Here is a 25,455-nt window from a genome sequence, read left to right on the forward strand (position 1 = left end):
ATTTTACTCAATTATTCAAGAGCCAAAATTTGCGCGCAAGTATACAGGAATTCTACGACGAATTGCCAAGCTTGTTTTTCAACTTGCCTGTATCTTCTCGCATACGCATGCGTTCAATTGAACAACTCGTCGATTTTGATTCAAAACTCGACAAGTTATTTGTATTCATTTTTTCAGGGTGCTTTTTAACACATACAGCGCCATACAGCCAACGAACTAGCCAGAAAAGATTAGATTTCTTCATATTTACGCTGTGTTGTGCAATTGCCTTCCTTTTCACTACGCCCAAGGGCTGTAAGGCTTGTCTTCGTCGCGCTCAAACACATCTGAGTACCCGACTATTATAGACTTCGACAAACCATGCCGATTAGAACTTGTACACTGCTGAATTTGCCCTTGGTCCGAAGGGTCGCCCACTAATACCCGCCGAACATCATAACCAAGTGCTTCCGCAGCAGCCTGATAGGGTAAATATTCCCAACACTGCATATTTGTGTTGTCGCAGATCATAATGGGGCGTCGGGCCTTCAACCCGTTAATAAACCGCACCAAACATAGCGCCTGATATACCGGCAATTTGTCAGCTTCAAAGGTATATCGCGTGCCTCGCTGAAAATAATCATCAATACTACAAATGATATCTTCGGCTCGAAATCGAGATGCATACTGTTGATGCCATTGCTTGGCCAATCGAGTTTTGCCAGAGCCTGGCAGTCCCCTCAATACAATAGCGAGCGGTTTAGCGCTTACCGTCTTCACTGATTCGACTTCCAATCGCAGTCTGTTGGTGACGATATTTTGCGTCAGCTCTCTTGTTATATGGGCGGGCACATTCAAATTCAAGGCGCTCAAAATTCAACGCGCCAATCTTCATTTTAGGACGCAAAGCCAATGGCAATTTACCACTGTTCATAAATTCCAAAACAATACGACCAGACCAGCCAGGATCAATACGATGTGCGGTCACATGAACCATTAAGCCCAACCGTGCCAAAGAAGACCGGCCATCCAACCAGCCAACAATATCAGCCGGAAGTGTTACTGATTCATATGTGACGGCTAAAGCTAGCTCACCGGGATGAAGAAAAAATGCATCACCATCGTTGATATATATTTCATCGCTCATCACAGCATTCAGTGCTGCGTCCATTTCATCTCGCGGGCCACTCATATCAATAAAGGGTGCGGTATGATCTTGAAACACTCGAAATGTGTTTCCTAAACGCACATCAAGACTCACGCCACTAATCATTTCTGGCTGTGGGCGAGGATCAATCACGATATTGCCCGTATCCAATGCTTGTTCTATTTGAACGTCGTTTAGTCTCATTTTTATATCCTATGTCATCAGCGCCGTAGTGTATGCCCAGAAATCAATTTCGTCACTAGCGAATCGAACCAATCGTGATTCATGTAAATTAATCATCCGATGCATCAATAGACACCACAGGGCTTTGATTTGCAGAGAGTTGCCATAATTGCGCTGCTGTAGCTACAGCGGCGTTATGGTAGCCCCGACTCAATGCAGATTCAGGCGTTGCGATAACCGTGGGCTCACCCGCTTCAACATCATCACCGATGACCTTGTCGAGCGGCAAAGCTCCAAGTAACGGCACCTCATAATGGGCCGCAATCCGCTGCCCACCGTCCTGGCCAAACAGGTAGTCATGGTGGCCGCAGTTTGAGCACAGGTGGTAGCTCATGTTTTCTATCACGCCGGCCACGGGCACATTTACTTTGTTGTACATGGCAATGCCTTTGACTGCATCTGCCAGTGCAATAGTTTGCGGTGTTGTCACAATCACAGCGGCTGATACCGGAACGACTTGAGCAAGGGTGAGTTGAATATCTCCTGTGCCGGGAGGCATATCGACCACAAGGTAATCAACGTCTCCCCATATGGTGTCTCGAAGCAATTGTTGTAGCACGCCAGCGGCCATCGGTCCGCGCCATACAGTGGCTGTATCATCAGGTACTAAAAACCCCACTGAATTGACGATAAGCCCATGCGCGCTCACAGGAATCATCATTTGTTTGCCGTCAGGCAAACCCGGCTTTTCATTTTCGCAGCCCAACATTAACGGCAGAGACGGTCCGTAAATATCGGCGTCGAGCAAGGCGACACTTGCACCTTCAGCTTTTAATGCAAGCGCAAGGTTAACCGCTGTGGTGGACTTCCCTACGCCTCCTTTACCGCTGGATATCGCTATAATATTTTTAACATTCGATAGGTTAGGTAATCGTTCGCCTGCGGTCGCTTCGATGGCGTGCGTGACTTGCCAATCGATACTTTTGGAACCAACGGCCTGCTCCAATTGTTGACGCTGGTCGTTACTGAGTCGACTCTCGAATTGCCCATTAGCAAACGGAAACTCTAATTCAACAGAAATTTTATCGTGCTGCTGCTCTATACTTTTAACCGCGTTGAGCGCTGACAAAGTCAACCCTGATACGGGTTCAATGAGGTTAGATAATACTAATTCAAGTGTGCTCATCATGTATCCTTTGATGAAATCCTGAGCAATTTTTACGCTCAAGCACAACAGCAACTGCAAAGCATTACAATGTACTGTGGTTTTGGGTTGGCATTTTGCGGTACCATTCTGCTTCTTTTCGACAATGATGCAACTGGCTGACAGAGACGATGACAAATTCCGCTCGTGACATTTTGGTCACTTCAGCACTGCCATACGCAAATGGCTCTATCCACCTTGGACATATGCTTGAGCATATTCAAACTGATATTTGGGTTCGATTCCAAAAGCTCCGAGGCCATAATTGTACCTTGGTCTGTGCCGACGATGCGCATGGCACGCCAATTATGCTCAAAGCCCAAGAAATGGGTATTACACCAGAACAGCTGATTGCAGACACGTCTGTTGAGCATCAGCAAGATTTTGGTGAGTTTTTAATTGATTTTGACCACTATCATTCAACGCATAGTGAAGAAAACAAAGAACTCGCAAGCAGCATCTATATCGCATTGCGCGATGCAGGGCATATTAAGACTCGTACGATCAGCCAATTGTTTGATCCCGAAAAAGAAATGTTCCTGCCGGATCGCTTCGTGAAAGGCGAGTGTCCAAAATGTGGTTCAGCCGATCAAAATGGCGATAACTGCGACAACTGCGGTGCGACATATAGTCCAACAGACCTAAAGAACCCAGTGTCCGCAGTATCTGGCGCAACACCGGAACTGCGCGACTCTGAGCACTACTTTTTCGACCTGCCCGCTTTTGCCGACATGCTGCAAACATGGACCAAATCGGGTCATTTGCAAAACGAAATGGCGAACAAGCTGGCAGAATGGTTCGAACAAGGCCTACAGCAATGGGACATCAGTCGTGACGCACCGTACTTTGGTTTTGAAATTCCTGATGCGCCGGGCAAATATTTTTACGTATGGTTAGATGCACCAATCGGTTATCTTGCCAGCTTTAAAGCATTGTGTGATCAGTCAGACTCGTTGAATTTTGACGATTACTGGAAGCCGAGCTCAAACGCCGAGGTATATCATTTCATCGGTAAAGACATCATCTATTTCCACAGCTTGTTCTGGCCTGCTATGTTGGAAGGAGCGGGCTACCGTAAGCCAACGGCGGTGTTTGCGCACGGCTATGTGACGGTCAATGGCGCTAAGATGTCTAAATCTCGCGGTACCTTCATCAAGGCGCGTACCTATTTAGAGCATCTCAACCCAGAATACTTGCGTTATTACTACGCTGCAAAATTGTCGAGCAAGATTGACGACCTCGATTTGAACCTCGAAGATTTTGTATTGCGCGTGAATTCTGATTTGGTCGGTAAAGTCATTAATATTGCCTCTCGTTGTGCTGGCTTTGTGACCAAACGTTTTGACGGTACTTTGAGTGATACGGTGGTCAATGCAGAATTAGCTCAAGAATTTATGGATGCAGGCGACTCAATTGCTGCACTGTATGAACAACGCGAATACGGCAAAGCCATTCGCGAAATCATGGCTCTTGCTGATAAAGCCAACGCATATATTGCAGACATGGCGCCGTGGAAGCTGATTAAAGAGGAAGGTCAACAGGCGCTCGCCCATGACGTGTGCTCGTTAGGCATCAACTTGTTCCGTATTTTAATTGTTTATCTTAAACCAGTGCTCCCTACAACCGCAGCAGCATCCGAACAATTCTTGAATGATGAATTAACCTGGAATAGCCACAAACACGTGCTGACAGGTCACAAAATTTCGCCATTTAAAGCCTTGATGCAGCGTGTTGAAACTGACAAGGTAGCCGCAATGGTGGAAGCCTCTAAAGAAAGCCAAGCGGCTGCAAAGCCAACCGAAGCGAAAGCAGATGAAGCTGCTCTCAGTGCTGAAATTGAGCCGATAGCGGACGAAATTCAGTTTGACGACTTTGCGAAGGTTGACTTGCGTGTTGCGAGGATTGTTAAAGCCGAAGAAGTGGACGGTGCTAAGAAATTACTGCAATTGACGCTTGATATTGGTAGTGAATCTCGTCAAGTATTTGCAGGCATTAAATCAGCGTATACCGCAGAAGAGCTTGAAGGACGTTTGACGGTTATGGTCGCGAACCTCGCTCCGCGTAAAATGCGTTTTGGTATGTCTGAGGGCATGGTCTGCGCCGCCGGTCCTGGCGGTAAAGATATCTGGATCCTGAGCCCAGACAGCGGAGCACAACCAGGCATGCGTATCTTTTAGTGGTGAGTGACCCAAGCCCTCTTAGATGGAAACTTTGGCTGCAGACCATGCGGCCAAAGACTCTACCAGCAGCGGTTGCCCCTCTGCTGGTTGCTATCGCCTTATCTGTACAAAGCCCATACCCTGTATCTCTGCCTCTCGTCATTTTGGCCATGTTGTGCTCGCTAACGCTGCAAATCTTGGTCAATTTCGCAAATGATTATTCGGATGCCAAATCGGGAGTAGACACAGATAAACGAGTCGGCCCGACGCGCGCCACGCAGTCCGGTCTGATCGCTGAGCAGCAAATGTTCAGGGCCATCTGCATCACGGCTACGTTAGCTATTTGTTTCGGCTTGCCTTTAGTGATTGCGGGCGGTGTCTATCTCGCGGTGGTGGGTGTGCTTTGCGTAATAGCGGCACTGGCGTATAGCGGGGGCCCCTTCCCGCTGGCAAGCAATGCCCTCGGAGAAATCACTGTATTTGTGTTTTTCGGTCTTGTTGCAGTCGTTGGTGGCACTTATCTTTTCACCGGATTAGTCCTGCCACATGTCTGGTACATGGCCACCATATGCGGCCTGCCGATCAGTGCTATTATGTTGGTCAACAACACCCGTGACATACAAACTGATGCACTCGCCAACAAAAATACGTTGTCAGTGCGAGTTGGGCGATCAATGGCCAATCGAATTTTCTTGGCTTTACTGACAATGCCTTTGCTCGTAGCGTTGGTCGCGTGGCTACAATCACCCGCACTGTGGACTTGGCCGATTGCATCGGCGCTGACGCTGCCCTTTGCACTTCGATTAAGCCGTGCATTTAACGCCGCTAACGGCGCATCATTCAACCCGCTTCTAGGCCAAACGTCTCAATTCTGTTTGTGGACGAGTATTCTCTATAGCTGCGCAATACTCATTGCTTGAGTAATTTCCAAACACGTCACGATCTGTTAGCATACACGGCTAATTTATGTGACACCCATCAAAGTTTGAAGCCATGTTCTTTCAATTAGTTATGAAACACCATGCAAACGCTAAGTCAGACATTTTGTCTGGTTTGACGGTTGCACTCGCCTTGGTACCCGAAGCGGTAGCCTTTGCTTTTATTGCTGGCGTCCATCCGCTAGTTGGCCTTTACGCGGCATTTATGGTCGGTTTAATCACTGCCACATTCGGAGGTCGCCCAGGTATGATCTCTGGCGCGACTGGCGCTCTAGCCGTTGTGATGGTTGCCTTGGTCGCTCAAGCCGAACAACAGTTTGGCGAAGGTTCTGGGGTGCAATATTTGTTTGCATCGGTCGTGTTGATGGGGGCCATTCAAATTACCGCAGGCGCACTGAAACTCGGTAAATTCATCCGAATTGTGCCACACCCTGTGATGCTTGGCTTCGTCAATGGTTTAGCCATTGTGATTTTCTTAGCGCAACTACCGCAACTACAAACGTTCACCCCTGAAGGTAAATGGGGATGGGTCAGTGGCGATTGGTTACTGGGCATGGAAATGTTTTGGATGGGTGGTCTCATCTTACTCACCATGGCCATCACTTGGGGGTTGCCCAAAATCACCAAGGCAATTCCATCGGCGCTCGCTGCCATTGTCGTGTGTAGCTTGCTGGTAATTTTTGCCGATGTAGATACCAAACGCGTGGGCGACTTGGCCTCCATTGCTGGCGGCTTGCCAGATTTCTCGGTGCCACTGGTTCCGTTTAATTTAGAAACCTTGATGTTTATTCTGCCATTCTCGGTGATCTTCGCTGCAATTGGTTTGATTGAATCTCTTCTCACAATGACCGTAATCGACGAGATGACGGAAACCCGCGGTCGAGGCAATAAAGAATGTGTTGCCCAAGGCGCTGCAAACGTAGTGACGGGCTTCTTTGGCGGGATGGGCGGTTGCGCCATGATTGGCCAGTCGATGATTAATGTGAACTCAGGTGGCCGTGGTCGCTTGTCGGGTATTGCAGCGGCGCTGTTCCTGTTGAGCTTTATTCTTTTTGCGTCAGGCTTAATCGAGCAAATACCAATTGCTGCGCTAACCGGTGTGATGTTCATGGTTGTGATCGGCACTTTTGAATGGTCTAGCCTACGCATCATGGGCAAAATTCCCCGCCACGATGCATTCGTAATTGTGCTCGTGTCCGGTGTCACCGTGTTAACCGACCTAGCGGTTGCTGTGGTTGTGGGTGTAATTGTTGCAGCCCTCGTATTTGCTTGGGAACATGCAAAACATATCCGCGCAAGCACGACCATTGATAGCAATGGTTGGAAAATTTATGACTTGAGTGGCCCATTGTTCTTTAGTTCTGTGGCTGACTTTAAAGATTTGTTCGATGTGAAGAACGATCCTCAAGATGTTGTGATCGAGTTTCAAAACTCACGTGTTTGCGATCATTCGGCTTTAGAAGCGATCGACAATATCGCCGTTCGCTACAACAGCGCAGGTAAAACCTTACACCTGCGTCACCTCTCTAAAGAGTGCCGCGCATTGTTGAAAAATTCTGGTACGCTTTGCGAAGTGAACGTACTTGAAGACCCAAACTACAAAGTAGCGGTGGACGAGCTAGACTAAAGATTGACCATCTAGCACTTAGAAAAAGCCCGGCAATGCTGGGCTTTTTTGTGCGCCACTGTTCATTTATGCACATTGATTAGCCCAATATTTGTTCAGCTAAACGCTTCACACTAGACTTAAGAACCACGCCATCGATTGGACTCGATAGTGTGTATACGATTACAGATACCTTGCAAGGAGCATATACATGAAAAACCCATGGACACTGGTCATTCACGACGTTGGCACTGATTACGTCAATGTATGGGTGGGAACACTCGACGAAAACCTAGGTCAACCCGAGCAATGCTTCGTTGATGTATTCGAGACCACCAACGTACCTGAAATCACAGGACAGGAACCGAAAGCAGTTCCTCAAATAGTGATCACTAAAGATCAATGGGAACGCCCTTTTACCACCCTTCCCCAACGATTTTTTAAACTCGTACATATTTCTGGTTTATCCGCAGGCAAAGCATATGAGGTTTTGTTTAGCCGCACATTACTGCCCTCTGAAAACGAGCATAGTTCGGCTCACAAACTCGCCTTTGGTCAGTTCACCACGTTACCTTCTGAATTGCCGTCATCGCCTCAAAAACCTTTTGTGGTCGCAATTGGCAGCTGCTATTACAACGATGACGATCATGGAAAAGCAGCAAACGCATATGCGCATTTGTATCATCATGGTAGCCCCGAATCTCGCCCTGACGTGAAGTTTTTTACCGGCGATCAAGTTTATCTCGACATTGGGCTCGACTCATTATCACCGGTTCTCAAAGAAGTACGTGAACGCATCGCAAATGATTACCGAAGCAGTTGGAAACTCAACCGCAAGATGTATCGATTAGGCGCAAATTGGTTCTTACCTGACGATCACGAATACTGGAATAACTTTCCCTTCGCGAAAGGGATTAGCCCTTATTTGTGGATGATCACAGCCAATAAAAAAGTACGTGCGACTTGGAAAGCAACAGCCAAAGATGGTATCGAACGCGTTCAGCAGGTGTCGCCCATTCGAACCTTTAATCTTGGCCACGATCTTTCTTTTTGTGTGGCTGATTTAAGGAGCAATCGTTCAGCCGATAAAAAAGCCTCTCGGATGATGCAAGAAGAAGACTTTGAAGCATTAGAGCAATGGGCCAGCACCTTAACTTGCCCCGGCGTTTTAGTGTTGCCGCAGCCTTTAATTGTGCAACCTGGTGGCAGTCAAGACTTCAACTTGGCCAATTACAAGCGCCACTACAAACGGTTACTTCAAGCGTTAGCTGAATCCGGCAACGATATTATGTTGCTTACTGGTGACGTGCATTACGGCCGCCTCTCGAAAGTTGCCTTGGGTAATAAGGGTTCAACATTTTATGAGGTGATTTCATCTCCACTGTCCAACTTGACAGGAATCGATGGCAAAGTTGCCGCCAGCGTAGTGGAATTCCAAACCAAATTTCCGGCGATTGATGTACCCAATGTGCCCAAAATGGATGTGGATACCGATAAGAAATGGACCGTGAGTACTGAGAAAATTTCATATTGGTGGGATATTATTGGCAAAGCGGGTTACACCAAAACTCGCGAGCACTTTATGACGCTTGGTTATATCAAGGAATCAGGGCACGTCAAAGTTACGATCAATGCTTGGCGCATTCGGACCCGCTCAGGAAAGCCTCAAAAAGAATTCGACCAACCGGTCGTGTTCACACTAAAGAGCAACACTTAAAGGCGGGGGCGAAGGTTAACGCTTTCGCCCTTTAGATTTCTTTTTACGCGCAGCGTCTTTCTCTGCTTTTGCAGCAAGTTTCTTGTCGATGGCAAGCTGTTCGGCCATACACATTTGTGGCGTTTCCATTGAGATACGACCCAGCACTGTCTCTCGCAATTCGGTCAGTAAAATCTTCGCGGCTTTATTGATCTCCACCCTACCACCAGACCGTAAACAACCTCTTTTTCTCCCTATGTCTTCGAGAATCTCGTAGCCAGACGGAGCAAGCTCTTCAAGTTCATATCGGGTTTTAAGTTGCTCGGGATAAGACACGACCAAATAGTCAGCGAGGTAACTAGCAACATCATCCAATTCAAACGCAGTTTCTTTAATGGCTCCAGTGACCGCTAGCCGGTATCCAGAATCTTCACTATGGATTTTGGGCCAGAGCATGCCGGGAGTATCAAATAGGGTTATTCCAGAGCCAATATTAATGCGTTGTTGTGATTTAGTCACCGCAGGTTCATTGCCTGTTTTGGCAACAATCCGCTTGGCCAAGGCGTTAATAATCGTGGACTTGCCCACATTCGGAATGCCTGCAATGAGCACTCGCATTGGCTTGCCTTCTTCAACATCACGCACCACGATATCTTTACATCGAGGTATGATCTTTTGCAGCGATTCCTGAGTTTTTGCGGTCACAGCAAGAGCGTCGGTATTTTTATGGCTCTTAAAGTGTTCAATCCAAAGAGCCGTTGTATCAGCATCGGCCAAATCACTTTTGTTCAGAATCTTAATGCACGGTTTTTCACCACGAAGCTGAGCAATCATTGGGTTTTCACTGCTATTTGGAATTCTTGCATCAAGCACTTCGATGATTAAATCGATGTCGGAAATTATGTCTTTAATTTCCTTTTGCGCCTTATGCATGTGCCCTGGATACCAGTTAATTGCCATGAGATATGATGTGCCTTTTGAAAGTACTGATGAAATTATCGCAGCTTTGAACGTAACTCGTGAGTCGCGATTGAAAAACAGAAGCGATTATATAGAGATAGTTTGGGAGTACCAAGCCACCTTGTGGCTTGGCATTAAAATAAGGTCATTAAGAGTACATTGGTTTTTCGTCATTTAGCGCAAGCCATCCTTTAATGATGCGATAAATGACCCAAACAGCGTTGGCAAATAGCACAATAAAGCCGACGATAACTACACTCAGCAATGCGCCAATAATGCTCCACAAAACACTAAACCAAAACGTTCTAATCTGCCAACGAAAGTGAGATTCGTAAAGTGTTCCCTCTACCTCATCACGTTTGATGTAGTTCAAAATTACAGCCGCGATAAACGTTAAGCCGACAATAAATCCGGCCGCCTGCAGGCCATACACCAGTGTGGTGTTAAACTTCAAATCGCCCTTAACCTTGTCTTCAGTCATGCTTTGTCCTTCATCATATTTTCAATTTTTTACAGCGTTAGATTACTTACACAAACCAATGTCCTGCAAGAGCAACCTTTCCCTTAATTAAGTTTTTTCTCATACGATCATGCGCAACATCAATATCAAGCCAATGGTAAGTACCATCAATCCTCGGATAAATACTGCTTTGGCCCATCAGCGGTAACACATCATTTTTGAAGGCAGAGACTAGCTGTGATTTATACATCAGAGAACGACTTCTCAGAGTAGAGCTTTTGAGGGTGATCCGTTTTTTCAACATTTGAGAAAAATCGAGTGACGCGGTTCGCCCCGACATCATGGCTATATTTACCAAGGTGCTATCCACTGCTAAACATTGAATATTTGACGCCAAAGCACCGCCTCCTAGTGCATCAAGCAGCAAATCAACCCCTCGCTTTCCTGTATGTTTTTCAATCGACCGAGCAACATCAGTGTCGTGGTATAAAATAGGTGTCGCGCCCAAAGATTCAACGAACTCAGCTTTATCATCGGTGCTTACAGTTGTATATACATTTGCACCAAGCGCATTGGCGACCTGAATTGCGCAATGTCCCACACCGCCTGCTCCGCCATGAATTAGCACGGACTGCCCTGGCACTAAACGGCCTTCAAGTACTAAGCATTGATATGCGGTTAAGAAGGCTTCTGGCGTTGCAGCTGCTTGGTGAAAATCAAACCCCTGTGGCATCGGCATACATAGCTCACCTTCGGCTATTGCCTGTTGTGAATAGCCGCCGCCATCAAGTAATGCCATGACTCTATCGCCGGCGGTCCAATGCCGGTGTTGACTCTCGATGACGGTACCAGCGACCTCAAGCCCCAAAATAGTGCTCGCCCCCTTAGGTGGAGGATAATGACCCGCTCGTTGCAACAAATCAGCTCGATTCACGCCCGCAGCCCCCACGTCAATAAGCACTTGATTTGGAGCCAATGATGGTAGTTCAGCGCGAGCAATCCTCAAACCAGCGTTGCTTTCATTACGATCAGGTAGTAGCGCATAGGTCATCGAATTTGGAAATCCTGATATTGTCCTTCAGGTGCAGCCAACCACTCAACTGACAAAGATGAAATTTCGCTTGTTTCTGGCCCTTCTTCGAGCCAGTCGACTAAGTTTTGTAGCTGGTTTTTATGACCCTCTGCGTAGACGTAAACACGGCCGTCAGGCAAATTTTGCGCAAAGCCGCACACATTCAATTGACCTGCTTTTTCCATGGTATGAAAACGAAACCCCACGGCTTGCACCCTGCCGCTCACGTAAGTTTTAACTGCAACAATACTCATGACTCTTCCTTTTGCTAAGCATGTGCACAGCATGGCGCAAGATCAACAGATATGCGCGGCCGTACTAACGAATTTTTTCGAGTTCGCTGATCATGACACTAATGCGCTTTTCCGAAACGGGGCCATTGGTCCCCAATTGTTGCGCATGCAGCGATACTTGTAACTCTTCGAGCTGCCAACGAATCGCTTCAATATCACCGGTCGCCTTCTTCTGTACGTGGCGCTGTTTTGAAACGGCTTCGAAGCGATCATATAAGCGTTGCATGGTTAAAATACATTGGCGATCTTTCGCTGGATTTTCAGGCAACTTTTCAAGTCTTCGCAACAGCGCCTTCATATAGCGTTCAATATCAATGAGTTTGTGCCCGCCACTTTGGCTCACAAACCCCTTATAAACCAAACGCTGAAGACATGATTGAATGTCATTGTATGAATTGATTTGGTCAAATGGGATTTTGCCCTTAAGTCCACGACGTAATTGATGGGCAACAGTGAGGATCTGTTCAATACTGCTGGCAATACCGACCGCGGCATCATTCAGCTCGGCCCTTACTTTTTCCCGCAATGCATTGAACGTGAACTCGTCGCGAACATGCCAGCAATCACCTATTAATTCATCTGCCGTTGCATCAATGATGTCATTCACCAAGTCTCCTACTTGCCCCAATGGCGTATAGTACATCGCCAGTTTGGCTTTATTGGGGAGGTTTTTAGTCAAGTGACCTTTGGGTGATGGAATTGACAATAGTACCAAGCGGCGCACGCCCAAATTGTGGTGGTGCCTTGCTTGTTCAATATCATCCATTTGTTGCAAGCTGACAAAGGTTTTGTCATCCACTAAACACGGGCTGAGCACAACTTCATAGCCATCGCGTTTGACTTTGCGGGTATCGGGTAAGGCTCCAAACGTCCAGTGCTCAGTTGACGTTGGCTTTACTTCGTCGGCGCTCGCTTTCTGTAAACTCGCCTGCACACGATCCTTTAACTGCTCGCGCATCAGTGCCAAATTTGAACCACGGGCCACCGTTTGACCTTTGTCATCCACCACAACAAACTTCATGCGTAAGTGTTCTGGCAACTCCTTCTGTTCCCACATGCTTTCATCAAGAGGCTGACCACTAAACTTGCGTAACGCGCGCGTGACCTCACTGATAAAGTCGCCACGCTCTTCACTGATTTCATCCATCACTCGACGTGCATAATCTGGAGCCGGTACAAATTGCTTTCGCAGCGCTTTGGGCAGACCTTTAATCATGGCAGTGATCAATTCTTCTCGTAACGCTGGAATGTGCCAGTCAAATGCGCGCTCTTCCACCTGATTCAATAAACTCAGAGGGACCCGAATAGCAACACCATCATTTTCTTGTCCCGGTTCAAATTGATATTCCATGCGCAAGCTGACGTTGCCAAACTCCCACTGCCTTGGGTACTGGGCATCTCCCAGGTCGTCATCCTCACGAGTCAAAAGTTGCTCTCGTGAGAGCATTAAGGCTTGGTTGTTATCCTTCGGAGACTTTTTGAGCCAGCCCTGTAGCGAGTTTCGATTGAAAACCGGTGCGGGCAATACGTTGTCGTAGAGTTGTGTATGATCATCTTCATGGATGAGTAAATCTCGGCGGCGAATTTTGGCCTCTTCTTCGTGAATAGCCGAAACAATACGTCGGTTGTGTTGATAGAATTTAGCGTTATCACGCAGTTTTCCTGCAACCAGCGCTTCGCGGATAAACAGGTCCCGTGAGGCAACCGGGTCGATACGACCGAAACTCACTTTTCGATTCGACACTATGGTCAAGCCGTAGAGCGTTAGTTTCTCACTGGCCACCACATCTTGACGCTTCTCTTCAAACACTGGTTCACTGTATGTGCGCTTCACCAAATGGCCCGCTAACGGCTCCAGCCATGCCACGTCGATATCTGCAACATAACGCGCATAGAGTTTTGAGGTCTCAACTAGCTCGGCAGCCACAATCCACTTTGGGCGCTTTCTACCTAAACTAGAACCTGGAAATAGGGTAAATACACGATTGCGTGCACCTTGATAGTCGCGGTCTTTATTGAGTTCACCAATATGGCTAAGCATGCCGGTTAAAATAGCTTGGTGTACACACGCATAACTGGCTTCTTCAGAATTTAACGGTAAATCAAGATCGTTTAAATGCGACTTGAGTTGCTGATACACATCCTGCCACTCTCGAACTCGCAAATAGTTAATAAATTGTGATTTACACCACTTTCTAAATTGACTATTCGAGCGTTCTTTTTGCTGTACGTCGATCCCGTTCCAAAGATTTATAAGAGTCACGAAGTCTGATGTCTTGTCGTTCCATTGGGCATGGCACTGATCAGCATTTTGGCGTTTTTCCAACGGCCGCTCTCGCGGGTCTTGCGTGCCTAATGCAGCACAAATCACGGCTAATTCATGCCCAGCTCCATGTTGTGCGCCGTGAAGTAACATTCGCGCCAAGCGTGGATCAACTGGAAATCGAGCTAACTTTTTGCCTTGCGGTGTTAAGCGAACTGCACCTCTGCCAGAAAACTCAGCTGCACCAATCTCCTCGAGCAAACGAATACCATCACGAATGGTTTTGGTATCGGGCTTTTCTACGAATGGAAATGCTTCAATGTCGCCAAATCGCAGCATGGCCATTTGCAAAATAACCGATGCTAAGTTTGTTCGTAAAATTTCAGGCTCGGTAAACGCAGGTCGACTGTTGAAATCATCTTCGCTATAAAGCCGAATACAAATACCTTCAGCGACACGCCCACAGCGCCCAGCTCGTTGACTTGCGCTGGCTTGAGAGATAGCTTCGATAGGCAACCGCTGCACTTTTGAACGAACCGAATAACGGCTGATACGGGCCGTTCCAGGATCGATGACATATCGAATTCCCGGTACTGTCAAACTGGTCTCGGCGACATTGGTACTAATGGTTATTCGTCGTCCTCGCGCGGGTTGAAATACGCGTTGCTGTTCGCTGGCAGAGAGCCGAGCAAATAGCGGCAAAACTTCGGTCGCTTTGTAGTTTTGCTTGCTCAAGGTGTCGGCAAGATCACGAATTTCACGCTCACCGTTCATAAAGATAAGTATGTCACCTTGACCTTCCAGGCTCAGCTCATCAACAGCGGCCACAATCGCATCATGTAGATCCATACTTGCGTCTTCTTCGGCCAACGGCCGATAGCGCATTTCAACTGGAAAAGTACGACCCGACACTTCAATAATAGGGGCTCCCTCAAAGTGATTTGAGAACCGCTCTGGGTCGATGGTGGCCGATGTAATAATGACTTTGAGGTCAGGACGCTGAGGCAAAAGCTCCTTGAGATAGCCCAAAATGAAATCAATGTTGAGCGAACGCTCGTGGGCCTCATCAATGATGATGGTATCGTACTGACGGAGTAAACGATCTTGTTGAATTTCATTCAGCAAGATCCCATCGGTCATGAGTTTAACGTAGCTATGTTCGTGAGTATGGTCTGAGAACCTCACCTTAAAGCCAACATGCGCGCCAATTTTACTATCAAGTTCTTCAGCGATTCGAGTCGCTACACTCCTTGCTGCTAAACGCCGAGGCTGAGTGTGACCAATAAATCCATTCACGCCACGCCCCAGTTCGAGACAAATTTTAGGTAATTGTGTTGTTTTACCTGAGCCTGTTTCACCCGCAATAATCACCACTTGGTGATCCACAATCGCTTGCGCAATATCATCGCGTTTTTGACTCACAGGAAGTGCTTCTGGATAAGAGATGCGAGGCATATTCGCAAGGCGTGTGGCGCGCGTTTCTATCGACTTCTCGATAGAAAGTTGGATCTGAGACTCCACCTTTTGTCGGTGGTCTTGGTTTTTAATGCGCTTGAGGCCTTTGATCCGACCGCCAATCTTGGCCTGATCCACCAACATACATTCATTTAAACGCTTGAGATCCAACGCCATACCCTACTCTTACCTTGCAAACATAATGTCAATAAACGGGCTGCATGCTACCACTGGTTCAGTCTGTCATAAAGAAACAGTGCAGCAGCACCCACTCGTGATTTCAAACACCAAGGTTAATCTGGGGTTTATTCACCGTCGTGATACACTGCGACTTTCATTCATCTTCAACCTTGTAGCTTATGAATCAGACATTTTTATTTCACGATTACGAAACGTTCGGAGTGGACCCTAGACGCGATCGTCCAGTGCAATTTGCTGCCATACGCACCGACCAAGACTTTAATGTAATCGGACGTCCGATTGAGCTTTTCTCACAAATTTCACCCGACTACCTACCCGCAGCCGAAGCCTGTCTAGTGACGGGCATTACACCCCAGATAGCACAGCAACGCGGCCTTCCAGAGGCAGAGTTTATGCGCAAGGTTAATGCTGCAATGAGTGAACCCGGCACCTGTACCATCGGTTACAATAGCATTCGATTTGATGATGAAGTAACGCGCCACAGCCTGTATCGCAACCTGATTGAACCTTATGGCAGAGAGTGGCAAAACGGCAACAGCCGTTGGGACATCATCGACTTGGTGCGCACCTGTCATGCGCTGCGCCCAGAAGGAATCGAGTGGCCCAAAAACGAACAAGGCAATGTAAGTTTTAAACTAGAATTGCTAACCGTCGCTAACGACTTGGCTCACGAAAATGCGCATGATGCGGTGTCAGACGTGTACGCGACCATCGCCATGGCCAAGCTCATTAAAGAGAAGCAACCTAAGTTATTTGATTTTCTGTATCAAAATCGCAGTAAACAGCGCGTTGAGTCTATGTTAGTCGACGCAATGACGGACGCCAAAGGGCCTCAACCTGTGATGCACATCAGTGGCCGTATTAGCCCGGTACAAGGGTGCGGCGCTTGGGTGGTACCGGTGTTTAGAGATCCCAAACAAAAAACAAAGTTTCTCACCATTAATCTCACCATGGATCTCGAACCGCTACTTGAATTGTCGGCCGAGCAGTTTGCTGAGCGCTTATATGCCAAGCGCGAATTACTCGAACAACAAGGATTAAAGCCACTGCCAATCAAATGGATTCAGAGTAACAAGTGCCCCGTTGTTGCCCCCGCCAAAACACTGCGCCCAGAGGACGCGGAACGCATCGGTATTGACCGCGACGAATGCTTAGTCCAACTTAAATTGTTGCAACAACATAGCGCTGCAATTATTGAAAAAATAGAACTGTGGCACCACATTGAATCACAGCGTGAGATGCCACCGCAAGATGCAGACACGGCACTTTATGACGGCTTTATTGGTGACGCCGATAAAAAGGTGATGGAACACATCCACACACTTGAACCCACGCAACTCTCCGGTATTCATAACGCATTTAATGATGCCCGATTGAACACCCTCTTGTTTCGCTACAAAGCTCGTAATTACCCGCACACGCTGGATTATGATGAACAACAAAAATGGATGGCATTTTGTAAACAGCGCGTCACAGAGTCGGGGCAAGGCTGGCAAACTCTAACGGAGTTTGAACAACGTATCGAAAAGCTTGGGCAAGTGCATGCTGATAACAGTCGTAACATGCGTATCTTAAAACAATGCGTGGATTACGTGCGCGCCACCTATGGCTAGCATCAACAAGCAGGCTATGAATCGATCATTTACGTAGCCTGCTGTTAGCATTCATCGGTTACATTAACCATTAAACCCGCGTGACTTGTTAGGACGATTTTTAGTGCCAATGCCATTAAAGTCGCTTCGATTCGTACGTTTTTTCGGTTTGCTGCTCGAAGACGTACTCCGTTCACGATCATAAGAGCGCGGCTTTTTCTTTGGCTTAGCATTCGCCCACGGTGAATCAGAGTTCACTTCGCTCTTGGGCGCAGTGGTTTTAGGCGGCGTGGTGTATTCAGCCGTTTTCTTTGAGTTCTTCACAGCTTGATTAATCTCATTCATTTCTGATTCAGATAAATCTCGCCATTCGCCCAGTTTCAAGTTAGATAATTTGACGGACATGATGCGCGTACGCTTCAGACGCTTCACATCGTACCCCATGTACTCACACATTCGACGAATTTGGCGATTAAGCCCCTGAGTGAGAATAATTTTAAACACATAAGTGCTTTGAATGCTCACACGACAGGGTTTAGTGACCGTATCTAGAATGGGTACACCGGCGGCCATTTTGGTGACAAATTCCTGAGTGACCGGCTTGTTTACCGTCACGATATATTCCTTATCGTGCTCGTTGCCCGCCCTTAAAATCTTATTCACGATGTCGCCATCACTGGTTAAGAAAATCAAACCTTCGGAATCTTTATCGAGGCGCCCAATCGGAAAAACACGCGACGGATGACGAACTGCATCAATAATATTGCCACGAACAGTCGGTTCTGTCGTACAGGTAATGCCACGCGGTTTATGATACGCCAAGTAGACACGATCCGATTTATTAGCGGCGCTTGCATTAATCACTGTACTGCCAATCTTGACTGTGTCGCCGGGCATGATTTTCACGCCCAACACCGACGGCTGGCCATTAACCATGACCTTGTTTTGCTCGATGAGTTTGTCGGCCTCGCGGCGCGAGCAGTAACCTGAGTCACTAATAAATTTATTGAGGCGAATTCCGCTAACAGTGGTCAATAGGTCATCCAAAATGGGGTGGTATAGGTGCAATGCCTAAATAAGGCATCATTTCAAATCATGTAATAGACCTCTAATGGTAACTCAACGACGACTATTCACAAAGATTGGAAGCCGTTGTTGCGATAAAAATCGATTTAGCACCGCACGCTATGACCCAAAAGCACACAGCGTTGAACAGCCTTTCGTGCAACAGGACGCATGACTCAGCTGAGCTTAGTTTTGCATTTTGCAACACCATTCAAGCTGCCCCTTTCTTAAAACGCAAAACATGCACAACCAAAATCATAACCCATTGCTTTAATATAACTTTTTAGATCTGGCATGAAATACGCTCTATCTCTTCATCGACACTTAAAATTCGCTTGATTCAGAGGACATCACTATGAGCATTTTAAATTCGTCTCGATTAGCTCTAGCCACGGTTTGCTTCTTTCTGTCCGTTTGCTCAGCAAACGCAGCATTGGTGGTATCCATTGAAGACGCTGGCGTTCAACATTCCACGATCTCAAATATCGCCCAAACCGAAACGTTCGACGCAATGAGCCCGGTGGCTTTTCCTGCGTCCTACAACAATAACTTCGGAACTTACCGCAAAACAGCTGGCTCACCCTCCATTAAAAAAGCAGGCAAATACGGGGGCGCGGACGGTATCGGAAACTATTTGTTTATCCCACGTAGCAATAGCAGCGAGATCGAGCTCATCTTCAACGAGGCAGTGGCATATTTTGGATTTTGGTGGAGTGCAGGTGATTCTGGCAATCGATTAAGCATCACTACGAACCACGATTACAAAGAATTTGTCACCAGCGAGATACTCGACGCAAATGTATTAACCGATGCGCATTACGGCAGCCCGACCTCTAAAACAGGCAATAAAAATGAGCCTTACGCTTATGTGAATTTGTTCGCCACTACGCCCAACGATAAAATCAAATCGATTCGCTTTTATGGCAAAAACTTTGAGACCGACAATCATTCAGCATCAACGAGTTTTGTCGGCTATAGCGGTAATTTTTTAACACCGATCCATGAACCAAGCACCATTGCATTATTTGCATTTTCGGCCATATTTATGACCAGCCTCAGCCGAAGAAAATACGCAAACCAAGTGGTTTAACGCCATGCAATAATCTTGTGGTTTTACTGCAAACACATTAATTTTCGTGATTGGCTTTGCGGTAAGGCCCTTGATAATCAAAAATACGATGTTCGATCTTCCAATAGCGCTTTTCTTGTTTGGCAATAACAAAGTCTGGAGGCGTCACACGGCTGATATCCGCTTCAACTTGTTCGCAGGTTTTAAACTCAAAATTGGAACCATCACTTTTCCGTTTAAAAATTTGGTTAAACGCTACTTTCCGTTTTTCGTACTGAAAATCAAATGTTTCAGAAATCGTTGCGCCATCTTCATCATGGTAACTTAGCTTGACCTTGTTGCCATTCAACATCACCGATAAACCGCTGCATCGCAATACCTTTCGATCTCTTAGCTGCAAAGCATCTTTCAGTTGTTGGTCGGGATCAATGAGCATATGACCGCATTGGTGGCATTGGCGCGCGGCAATATCGTTCTCGGCGTTACAGCGAGCACACTGTTTAAAACGGAAGCGATAATTACATTGAATCGGCTCATTCGTATCCGACCTTACAAGCCCCTGACATCGACGGCCATAATGTTCAACAATGTCACCATCTGCATCGGTGATACCCCAAAATAAATTGGCAAAGTTGCACTGCGGACATGGCACTTGAACGGGCGAACTTTCGGGGTGAGGACGCTTAGTGCCAATTTCAGGTTGGTAAATGTCGTAATTATTACCAGCATAGTCTACCACCAAACAATCCTCTTTCTGAGGCGCTAATCGAAGCCCTCGGCCCACGATTTGTTGGTATAAACTCACCGAAGCGGTTCTTCTAAGAATGGCAATTAAGTCAACGTGCGGAGCATCAAATCCGGTGGTTAAGACCGAAACATTGACCAAAAATTTAAGCTTCTTAGCTTTGAACGCTTGAATCAATTCATCGCGTTCTGCGCTCGGGGTCTGGCCGGTAATAACAGCTGTATTTAACGATGGTAAATAGCCAGCAATTTCCTTTGCATGAAGCACCGTTGAAGCAAATATCATGGCCCCTTCACGCCGCTCAGCAAGCTGGAGTAATTGTTGGCAAATGGCTTGTGTAACGCGCGGGCACTGACTCAAAAATTGATCCAGTTGAGCCTCGGTATACGCGTCGGGTAATTCGTCAAATTGATACCGAGCGGCAGGTGCATCAATGACCACAGGTGGCGTCAAGTAGCCATTCTTCACTAACTGCCGCATGGGCAATTCATAAATGCATTTCTTAAACGGTGTTGGATGTTCTGAGCGTACAAAACCATAATAATGGTGTTGGTAAATCCACCCTTTATCTAAACGATAAGGTGTTGCTGTTAAACCAAGCACTTTCAAAGCGGGATTGGTTTGCTTCACATGAACGATAACCTGCTGGTATTGGCTATCAGAGTCGTCTCCAATCCGATGACATTCATCGACAATGACTAACGAGTAGAATCCTTTGAATTGATCCAAGTTTCGACTAATCGATTGAACACTGGCAAAGGTTACCGGCCAATCAGACTCTTTGCGCCCCAGCCCTGCAGCAAATACCCCGGACTCAAAGCCATAGTCCTTAAACTTCTGGTGATTCTGCTCTACCAGCTCTTTAACATGCGCAAGCACCAATATTGGGTGGCGAGCTAATCGCGCCAGCTCAGCAATCACAATGCTTTTGCCTGCACCGGTGGGCAATACAAGAACCGCCGCTTCATTGGACTGCCTAAAATGTTGCAGTACAGCATCGACTGATGCTTGTTGATAATCTCTTAATTTCAAACTAACAAGAGTCTCTTCAGATCGATTGATTCGCTCATAATATGCCACTTTGAATTGGCCAACAGCCACAAAAAAAGCCGCTCAAAGCGGCTTATTTTTGTGTGAGCTACCGGTTAGGCTGGAAGCTCTGCATTGTGATAAACATCTTGTACATCATCACAGTCTTCAAGCATGCCCAAAAACTTTTCAAAGGTTTCAACATCTTCACCCGCCAGAGGCGTGGCTGTTTGCGGCACAAAGCTAATTTCGTCGACATCGAAGTCAATAGACTCATCCGCTTCTAGCAACGCAGTTTTGGCTTTGTAGAACTCAGCTGCTGGCGCAAAAACGGTAATCTTCCCGGCTTCTGATTCGATATCAGCGACATCGACGTCAGCCATCATCAGCGTTTCTAATACTGCATCTTCATCATCGCCGCTAAACACCAAGACCGCAAAATGATCAAACATATGAGCGACCGCGCCCGGAGATCCGATTTTAGAATCGTTCTTTAAGAAACACTGGCGAACTTCAGCGTAAGTTCTGTTGCCGTTGTCTGTCAGGCAGTCAACAATGACCATACAACCGCCTGGACCAAAGCCTTCGTAACGCGCCACTGAATAGTCTTCGCCACCAGCTCCTTGGGCTTTGTCGATAGCTCGGTCGATGACATGCGTAGGAACTTGATCTTTCTTTGCTTTTTCAATTAAGCGACGTAAATTCAAGTTGTTGTCAGGATCATGGCCGCCATTCTTGGCACACACATAGATTTCCTTACCATATTTTGAATAAACCTTAGTTTTCGCATTGGCCGTTTTCGCCATTGATTCTTTGCGGTTTTGGTACGCTCTTCCCATGAAATCGCTCTTTCTGACAGTGAATTTGAAAATTATCTGGCGCGGATTCTACCCTTTTAAGACCTCTTTCTTCCAGCACCTTTCGTAATATACCGCGCGGACTATGATCTAGATTGATGCGATCTTAGATAAGTCAGCCGCAATTGACACTCGGTTTCGCCCATCGTGTTTGGACTGATACAAAGCATCATCTGCGGCTTTCAATATTTCTAAATCGTCATTAACGTCGCTTGGTACCCTGCAACACACGCCAAGGCTACAGGTCATATTGATCAGTTGTTCATTGGATTCAAGCACTAAGTCGATCACTGAAACTCGAATTTGTTCAGCAATCGCCATTGCTTGTTCCGCTGGGGTGTTGGGTAAAATAATGGCGAACTCCTCTCCGCCATAGCGGGCCGTTAAATCGGTCTCTCGTTTAATCTTTGTTGTGAGCAGATAACCAATAGCTTTTAGGCACTGATCACCGAACGCATGGCCAAAGTTGTCGTTAATTTGCTTAAAGTAGTCCACATCTACCATGACCACTGACAACGGTAGCTGCTGGCGCAAGGCATGGTTCAACTCTCGCTTAAGCACTTCATCAAAATAACGGCGGTTACTCAGCCCTGTGAGACCGTCAATACGGCTGATTTGTTCGAGCTTTTCATTCGCTAGTTCAAGCGCTTCCGTGCGTTCATAAACTGACTGTTCTAACTGCTCATTCATCTCAAGTTGAGATTCGAGCAGCTCGCGCTGAGCACTTTCACGTTTGCGTCGTTCATCGTACATATGTGTCGCCACGAGTACCGACATCAAAAGAACTTCTAGAGCCGATCCGATTTGCATTAAGTTTTCGGAATACCAAGAACGTGGAATATAGGCAAAAGTGTCGGCAATACGGATCCCTCCACCAGCCATGATCATGGCCCAAGCCAGTAAATATGGCAGCGCCAAACTGTAGCCTTGCCGAGCACGTATGAGCGTGGATATGGTGAGCACCCATATGGTGACGGTATTGAGATGCAATGAAGCCTGTAAAGCTGAACTTGGTGGGCCAAACAAAGCATACGTTCCTATTAGAAGGCATAACCCGACATTGGCATAGTAGATATATCGCCAGATCGGCGATAAGTTTTCTCGAATTTTTAATACCAAGTAGCCAAAGATGGTACCGAATGCTGGGCCAAAACTGGCAAACACTGCGATGGCACGATCATTCCATGCGGCCGACCAAGGCCAAAAATATTGAAATGCCAATCCGGCATCTGAAATCACAACAATAGAGATACAAGGCACCCACAGGACGTAGAACCAAAACGCACTTTCCTTGAGGCCCAACGCCAGCGAGACATTGTACAAAAACATCGCAAGCATGACGCCAAAATAAATACCGTGAAGCAGTAACGTGTTTTGTTCTTGAGACTGAAACTCCGCCATCGCCCAAAGTCGCATTTTCATGCGCATGCCGTCGGTGTTTGTCACCCGAGCGACCACATACAATTCTTCACCCAGCGGCACATCAACGGGTATCACAAAGTTTCGGTGAGCCACAGGCCGAGCATCAAAACCTGCGCCTTCCTCAATATCGAATGCACCGATCTCATCGCCCACTCGATTAAAAATTCGAACCGACAAGCCATTAATCGAAGGCTCTGCAACCTCTAACAAACGCCGCTGATTCAGCTCACCTTGATCACTCCAAGCTTTGATTTCATCGGCCGCGATCACCCACACAAACCAGTGAGGAGCGTCAGTAAAGCCAAAACTAAAATGTTGATATACGTTGTCGTACCAAAAGGCTTCGAGCCTTTGGTGATGTTGAAGGCTAGACTGAATGGCTTGCATTGATACCTGATGCTCTGCACCGGACACTGCATACATCGCACCTTCAGACGCTTTAACCACGGCATGCGCAGGAACACAGGCGTAGAAATAACACGCAATCACAACAGAGATTCGTAAAAGCAGCGCAGAACACGAATTTAGCAAGATAGAAAAACTTATAGTGAGCAGCGAGTTTGTCTTACCAGTACAGAACCTAAAACAAACCACTTTGTTAAATAATCATTACAATTACCCTAGCCTTCCACAACACAGGAATCAAATATTTAGATCCCTAAGTGTGCTCACAATATGCATTCACAAAAATTTAAACGCCTTACCTTGGCGTGTACGCAAGACGTTCAAACTATTCAATGGCTCTTTCTAGTTGGACACAGCTAAAATCCCACCTGGGATGGCAAAAAATGCCGATGCCAAGTAACCAGCGGCCACCCATTGACGAGGACTTGCAGCGAGCTCACTGAGTTTTTCAGCACACCACAATGGAATATTTCGTAACATTGGAATGCCGTAAATCAACAGGGTTGATGAGATATTAAATAGCAGATGAATCACTGCAATGGTCATCGCCGCATGAGCAACAGGCCCAGTAATTGCGGTTGCTGCCAATATTGCGGTAATGGTAGTGCCGATATTTGCGCCCAGCGTAAATGGATATACTTCACGCAAGGACAGGGTTCCACTTCCCACAAGTGGAACAATCAGCGACGTGGTTGTAGACGATGACTGCACTAGCACCGTCACTGCGGCTCCAGACGCAACACCCGACAAAGGCCCCCGACCCAATGCTTTTTGCAGTAATAGTTTTGCTCTGCCGACCATCACTGCGCGCAGTAAACGTGACAAGAAAGTAACCGCACATAAAATCATACCCATGCCCATGATAATCATGGCCAATGCTGCACTGGTACCCGACAAGCCACTAACTGAAAATTCAATCATACGATCGGCCGGGCTCAGCAAAGGCTTCATGAAATTCAAACCGCTCATGGACAAGTTTTCACTACCAATGAACAGCGACACAATGGCTGATGCACTCTTTTCCAGAAAACCAAACGCTAACTCTAACGGCAGCAATAGCAGCACCGCCAGCCAATTAAAAAAGTCATGAATAGTCGATGCCGCAAATGCACGACGAAATTCTTGGCCTTGTTTTAAATGCCCAAGGCTTACAATTGTATTGGTGACCGTCGTACCAATATTTGCCCCCATGATCATCGGCACAGCCATACTCAGAGGTAAGCCACCGGCCACAAGACCGACGATAACAGACGTCACCGTACTCGATGATTGAACCAGAGATGTAGCGATCACGCCAAGCAACAAGGCGGCAACCGGATGACTGGCAAATTCAAAAATCTGCTGGGCTCCGTCAGAGCCGCCAGATATTTCTTTAAAACCATTACCTATGGTATTCACTGCCACTAAAATGAAATAGGTGGACAACGCAACCCCCACCCATTTGAGCCATTGATGCCGTTTATAATCGTCGCTTGCGTGTGTCATGTTGTATCCAAGTGGTGTGGTAAAGCCAAGGTAAGCCCATTGGCGCGCCCTTAGCCTAAAATGTACGGCGTATCCTAGAGCGTTTTGCTGAACCAACACTGAACACCTGCACTACCATCATCAAACTGTAACAATTAAAAACTCGCCACCAGAGTTTGTCCGCAACATTT

General features: G+C 46.8%; 19 protein-coding genes. 6 read left to right on the forward strand and 13 right to left on the reverse strand.

The window, feature by feature from the left end; all coding sequences use genetic code 11:
- Positions 1-279: 279 nt before the first annotated feature.
- The 3 genes from NAF29_RS13295 to apbC form a co-directional block, all read right to left on the reverse strand.
- Positions 280-759: an AAA family ATPase gene (locus tag NAF29_RS13295; protein WP_251262124.1), complete on the reverse strand. Its 480-nt coding sequence runs from the start codon at positions 757-759 to the stop codon at positions 280-282.
- On the reverse strand, positions 740-1,330 hold the full coding sequence (gene dcd / locus NAF29_RS13300) for a dCTP deaminase (RefSeq protein ID WP_251262125.1): 591 nt from the start codon (positions 1,328-1,330) through the stop codon (positions 740-742). Before dcd ends, NAF29_RS13295 begins: the two co-directional genes overlap by 20 nt.
- Positions 1,331-1,418: 88 nt before the next feature.
- Positions 1,419-2,495: an iron-sulfur cluster carrier protein ApbC gene (apbC, locus tag NAF29_RS13305; RefSeq protein WP_251262126.1), complete on the reverse strand. Its 1,077-nt coding sequence runs from the start codon at positions 2,493-2,495 to the stop codon at positions 1,419-1,421.
- 149 nt (positions 2,496-2,644) lie between these two features.
- On the opposite strand from apbC, the gene metG reads away from it, so the two are divergent.
- The 4 genes from metG (at position 2,645) to NAF29_RS13325 (ending at position 8,933) form a co-directional block, all read left to right on the forward strand.
- The gene (gene metG, locus NAF29_RS13310; protein WP_251262127.1) at positions 2,645-4,690 is read left to right on the forward strand and encodes a methionine--tRNA ligase; all 2,046 of its coding nucleotides are present in this window, start codon (positions 2,645-2,647) and stop codon (positions 4,688-4,690) included.
- Positions 4,691-4,737: 47 nt separating this feature from the next.
- The gene (menA, locus tag NAF29_RS13315; protein WP_251262128.1) at positions 4,738-5,592 is read left to right on the forward strand and encodes a 1,4-dihydroxy-2-naphthoate octaprenyltransferase; all 855 of its coding nucleotides are present in this window, start codon (positions 4,738-4,740) and stop codon (positions 5,590-5,592) included.
- A 73-nt stretch (positions 5,593-5,665) separates the two neighbouring features.
- Complete coding sequence (locus NAF29_RS13320; protein ID WP_251262129.1) at positions 5,666-7,237, forward strand: SulP family inorganic anion transporter; 1,572 nt, start codon at positions 5,666-5,668, stop codon at positions 7,235-7,237.
- Between the two features lie 190 nt (positions 7,238-7,427).
- Positions 7,428-8,933, forward strand: a complete 1,506-nt coding sequence (locus NAF29_RS13325; RefSeq protein WP_251262130.1) for an alkaline phosphatase D family protein — start codon at positions 7,428-7,430, stop codon at positions 8,931-8,933.
- A 15-nt stretch (positions 8,934-8,948) separates the two neighbouring features.
- On the opposite strand, the gene ylqF is transcribed toward NAF29_RS13325, so the two are convergent.
- From ylqF to hrpA, 5 genes are all read right to left on the reverse strand, one after another.
- A complete protein-coding gene (gene ylqF, locus NAF29_RS13330) occupies positions 8,949-9,872 on the reverse strand; it encodes a ribosome biogenesis GTPase YlqF (RefSeq protein WP_251262131.1) in 924 nt (307 codons plus the stop codon).
- A 148-nt stretch (positions 9,873-10,020) separates the two neighbouring features.
- Positions 10,021-10,353, reverse strand: coding sequence for a DUF4870 family protein (locus NAF29_RS13335; protein WP_251262132.1), 333 nt, complete (start codon positions 10,351-10,353; stop codon positions 10,021-10,023).
- Positions 10,354-10,399: 46 nt separating this feature from the next.
- Complete coding sequence (locus NAF29_RS13340) at positions 10,400-11,383, reverse strand: NAD(P)H-quinone oxidoreductase (protein WP_251262133.1); 984 nt, start codon at positions 11,381-11,383, stop codon at positions 10,400-10,402.
- Complete coding sequence (locus NAF29_RS13345; RefSeq protein ID WP_251262134.1) at positions 11,380-11,658, reverse strand: acylphosphatase; 279 nt, start codon at positions 11,656-11,658, stop codon at positions 11,380-11,382. The genes NAF29_RS13340 and NAF29_RS13345 overlap by 4 nt, the downstream gene beginning before the upstream one ends.
- Before the next feature lie 64 nt (positions 11,659-11,722).
- Positions 11,723-15,592, reverse strand: coding sequence for an ATP-dependent RNA helicase HrpA (gene hrpA / locus NAF29_RS13350; protein WP_251262135.1), 3,870 nt, complete (start codon positions 15,590-15,592; stop codon positions 11,723-11,725).
- A gap of 182 nt (positions 15,593-15,774) precedes the next feature.
- Here hrpA and sbcB point away from each other — a divergent pair, with 182 nt between their 5' ends.
- Entirely contained in the window at positions 15,775-17,229 is a 1,455-nt protein-coding gene (gene sbcB / locus NAF29_RS13355) for an exodeoxyribonuclease I (protein WP_285817770.1), read from the forward strand.
- Between the two features lie 63 nt (positions 17,230-17,292).
- Here sbcB and rluF read toward each other — a convergent pair whose 3' ends face one another.
- The gene (gene rluF / locus NAF29_RS13360; RefSeq protein ID WP_251262137.1) at positions 17,293-18,243 is read right to left on the reverse strand and encodes a 23S rRNA pseudouridine(2604) synthase RluF; all 951 of its coding nucleotides are present in this window, start codon (positions 18,241-18,243) and stop codon (positions 17,293-17,295) included.
- A 385-nt stretch (positions 18,244-18,628) separates the two neighbouring features.
- On the opposite strand from rluF, the gene NAF29_RS13365 reads away from it, so the two are divergent.
- A complete protein-coding gene (locus NAF29_RS13365) occupies positions 18,629-19,363 on the forward strand; it encodes an Npun_F0296 family exosortase-dependent surface protein (RefSeq protein WP_251262138.1) in 735 nt (244 codons plus the stop codon).
- A gap of 37 nt (positions 19,364-19,400) precedes the next feature.
- Here the strand turns inward: NAF29_RS13365 and radD are convergent, their stop codons facing one another.
- The 4 genes from radD to NAF29_RS13385 form a co-directional block, all read right to left on the reverse strand.
- Entirely contained in the window at positions 19,401-21,119 is a 1,719-nt protein-coding gene (gene radD / locus NAF29_RS13370; protein WP_251262139.1) for a DNA repair helicase RadD, read from the reverse strand.
- A 113-nt stretch (positions 21,120-21,232) separates the two neighbouring features.
- Complete coding sequence (locus tag NAF29_RS13375; protein WP_251262140.1) at positions 21,233-21,955, reverse strand: YebC/PmpR family DNA-binding transcriptional regulator; 723 nt, start codon at positions 21,953-21,955, stop codon at positions 21,233-21,235.
- Positions 21,956-22,063: 108 nt separating this feature from the next.
- Entirely contained in the window at positions 22,064-23,884 is a 1,821-nt protein-coding gene (locus NAF29_RS13380; RefSeq protein ID WP_251262141.1) for a sensor domain-containing diguanylate cyclase, read from the reverse strand.
- A 258-nt stretch (positions 23,885-24,142) separates the two neighbouring features.
- Complete coding sequence (locus NAF29_RS13385) at positions 24,143-25,285, reverse strand: Na/Pi symporter (protein WP_251262142.1); 1,143 nt, start codon at positions 25,283-25,285, stop codon at positions 24,143-24,145.
- Positions 25,286-25,455 lie beyond the last annotated feature (170 nt).

It is taken from the genome of Echinimonas agarilytica, from assembly GCF_023703465.1.
GTDB lineage: Bacteria > Pseudomonadota > Gammaproteobacteria > Enterobacterales > Neiellaceae > Echinimonas > Echinimonas agarilytica.

Bases quoted from the DNA above. Each gene is read 5' to 3' on its own strand.
- ylqF (WP_251262131.1), bottom strand. From the start codon at position 9,872: ATGGCAATTAACTGGTATCCAGGGCACATGCATAAGGCGCAAAAGGAA.
- dcd (WP_251262125.1), bottom strand. From the start codon at position 1,330: ATGAGACTAAACGACGTTCAAATAGAACAAGCATTGGATACGGGCAAT.
- apbC (WP_251262126.1), bottom strand. From the start codon at position 2,495: ATGAGCACACTTGAATTAGTATTATCTAACCTCATTGAACCCGTATCA.
- NAF29_RS13385 (WP_251262142.1), bottom strand. From the start codon at position 25,285: ATGACACACGCAAGCGACGATTATAAACGGCATCAATGGCTCAAATGG.
- NAF29_RS13320 (WP_251262129.1), top strand. From the start codon at position 5,666: ATGTTCTTTCAATTAGTTATGAAACACCATGCAAACGCTAAGTCAGAC.
- NAF29_RS13375 (WP_251262140.1), bottom strand. From the start codon at position 21,955: ATGGGAAGAGCGTACCAAAACCGCAAAGAATCAATGGCGAAAACGGCC.
- NAF29_RS13335 (WP_251262132.1), bottom strand. From the start codon at position 10,353: ATGACTGAAGACAAGGTTAAGGGCGATTTGAAGTTTAACACCACACTG.
- hrpA (WP_251262135.1), bottom strand. From the start codon at position 15,592: ATGGCGTTGGATCTCAAGCGTTTAAATGAATGTATGTTGGTGGATCAG.
- NAF29_RS13340 (WP_251262133.1), bottom strand. From the start codon at position 11,383: ATGACCTATGCGCTACTACCTGATCGTAATGAAAGCAACGCTGGTTTG.
- menA (WP_251262128.1), top strand. From the start codon at position 4,738: ATGCGGCCAAAGACTCTACCAGCAGCGGTTGCCCCTCTGCTGGTTGCT.
- metG (WP_251262127.1), top strand. From the start codon at position 2,645: ATGACAAATTCCGCTCGTGACATTTTGGTCACTTCAGCACTGCCATAC.
- sbcB (WP_285817770.1), top strand. From the start codon at position 15,775: ATGAATCAGACATTTTTATTTCACGATTACGAAACGTTCGGAGTGGAC.
- NAF29_RS13365 (WP_251262138.1), top strand. From the start codon at position 18,629: ATGAGCATTTTAAATTCGTCTCGATTAGCTCTAGCCACGGTTTGCTTC.
- NAF29_RS13345 (WP_251262134.1), bottom strand. From the start codon at position 11,658: ATGAGTATTGTTGCAGTTAAAACTTACGTGAGCGGCAGGGTGCAAGCC.
- NAF29_RS13325 (WP_251262130.1), top strand. From the start codon at position 7,428: ATGAAAAACCCATGGACACTGGTCATTCACGACGTTGGCACTGATTAC.